This window comes from Goodfellowiella coeruleoviolacea (genome assembly GCF_024171785.1).
GTDB classification, from domain to species: domain Bacteria; phylum Actinomycetota; class Actinomycetes; order Mycobacteriales; family Pseudonocardiaceae; genus Goodfellowiella; species Goodfellowiella coeruleoviolacea.
The window spans coordinates 1-2,012 of the sequence record NZ_JAMTCK010000050.1; the positions used below are offsets into that span (position 1 = coordinate 1).

Genomic DNA, 2,012 nt, shown 5'->3' on the forward strand with positions numbered 1-2,012 from the left:
GCCCCGCGTACCGCGCGCTGACATAGCTGATGCCCAGCAGCGCGACCACCACGAACACCACCACCCGGACCCGCGTCGCCCTGGTGAGCATCAGCCACCACCTCCCAGCAGGCTGCCGAGCAGCGCGGCCAGCCCGCCCACCTGAGTACCGCCGGACTGAGTGCTGCCCGCCTGGGCGCCACCCGGCTGGGGGGTGCTGGTGGCGGGCGCGCCGATCGAGGGCAGCGGCAGGATCGACGGGTTGGGTTGCCCGCCCGGGGGGTTCTGGCCGCTGGGCGGGCCGGTCAGCCCGGGCACGGCCGGAACCACGGACGACAGGTCGGGCAGCGCTCCGGTGCCTGCCCTGGACAGGTTGTCGAGGATGTGGCCGAGATCGAGGTCGAGGTTGGCGTACAGGTTGGTGTAGTCGCCCTTGACGCCGTTGGCCGCCGCGTCGGTGAACGGGTAGGTCAGCAGCAGTTCGAACGCGTTGGGCAGGTTCTGCCCGGCGGCGGCGAGCTGCCGCAGGGTGGGGGTGAGCGCCCGCAGGTCGGCGACGAGGTCCTGCTGGCTCTTGTGCACGGTGTCCACGGCCACGCCGGACAGGGTGTCCAGGGACTGGAGCATGCTGACCAGGGCACCGCGCTGTTGGCTGAGCACGTCCAGGCCGGGGCCGAGGTTGGTGAGCACGTCGCCGATCCGCTCGCGCTGTCCGTTCAGCGTGGCGGCCAGCCGGTTCACCCCGTCCAGCGCCCTGGTGATGTCGCCCCGGTGCGCGTCCAAGCTGGTCACCAGGGTGTTCAGGTTGGTGAGCAGGGCGCGGGCCTCGGGTTCGTTGCCGTCCAGCGCCTTGTTCAGCTCCTTGGTGATGTCCTGGATCTGGCCGATGCCGCCGCCGTTGAGCAGCAACGACAGCGCGCCGAACACCTCCTCCACCTCGGGGTTGCGGTTGGTGCGCTCCACCGGGATCACCGCGCCGTCGGCGAGCCGCCCGGTATCGCCGGACGCGGTGGCGTCTGGGGCGGTCGCGGGTGTGGCCAGTTCCACGTACTTCTCGCCGAGCAGGCTGGACTGGCGCAGCCGGGCCACCGCGTCGGCGGGCAGCACCACGTCCCCGTTGACCGCGACGGTGACCTCGGCGGTCCACCCGTCCGCGGCGAGGCCGATGTTCTCGACCCGGCCGACCGGCACGTCGTTGACCTTGACGCCGGCCTGCGGGACCAGGTCGAGCACGTCCTTGAACCGCACCGTGACCCGGTAGGGGTGCTCGCCCAGGTCAGCACCCCCGGGCAGGGGCAGGTCGTGGATGCCGCTGAACTCGCCGGTGCACCCGGTGGCGGTGAGGGCCACCGAGGTCAGCGCGGCGGCCAGCAGGCGGCGGTGCCGGCGCATCAGCGTCCACCCCCCTGCTGGTGCTGTGCCGGGGTGCCGTAGAGGGTGCCGGCGATCGGCAGGGGCAGTTCCGGCAGTCGGCCCTGCTGGATGGCGCTGAGCGTCTCGGCCGGGGTGGGCAGCGGCACCAGCCCGCTCAGCACGGGTTCGATCCGCCGGCAGGTGTCGGACAGCAGCGGCGGCAGGCTGTTGAGTTCGGCCTGCTGGACCAGGTTGCAGACGGCCACCAGCGGCGGTTGGTTCAGCTCGTTGAGGTCGGCCCGCACGTCCAGCGTGCCGGTGGCCGCGTTGTAGGAGTTCTGCAGGTTGCCCAGGGCCAGCGGGGCCACGTCGAGTATCTCGGCCAGTGCGGCGCGCTGGTCGACCAACACCTGGGTGAGGCTGGCCAGCTTGTCCACATTGGACTTGATGCGGTCGCGGTTGTCCTGGATGAAGGTCTGCACCTGGCCGAGGGCGGTGGCCAGCTGGTTCAGCGCGCCGGCCAGCTCGTCGCGCTGGCCGGCCAGGAACCCGGCCACGTCGGACAGCTGCCGGTTGAAGTCGCGGACCTGGGTGTCGTTGTCGGCGAGCATGCCGGTGAACCGCCGCAGGCTGTCCACGGTGGCGAACAGGTCCTCGCGCGAGCCGGACAGCGTCCGGGT

At 71.9% G+C, this 2,012-nt stretch carries 1 protein-coding gene and 1 pseudogene; both read right to left on the minus strand.

The features are described from left to right. Positions 1–90: 90 nt before the first annotated feature. Positions 91–1,371 carry an MCE family protein gene (locus LX83_RS37510; RefSeq protein ID WP_253780962.1) on the minus strand — a complete coding sequence of 427 codons (1,281 nt, stop codon included), beginning with the start codon at positions 1,369–1,371 and terminating at the stop codon, positions 91–93. Then, a pseudogene (locus LX83_RS37515) lies at positions 1,371–2,012 on the minus strand (MCE family protein); the annotation flags it as partial. The pseudogene LX83_RS37515 and the gene LX83_RS37510, both read right to left, overlap by 1 nt.

Excerpts from the sequence above, each read along its gene's own strand:
- LX83_RS37510 (WP_253780962.1), bottom strand. The coding sequence starts at position 1,371 with ATGCGCCGGCACCGCCGCCTGCTGGCCGCCGCGCTGACCTCGGTGGCC.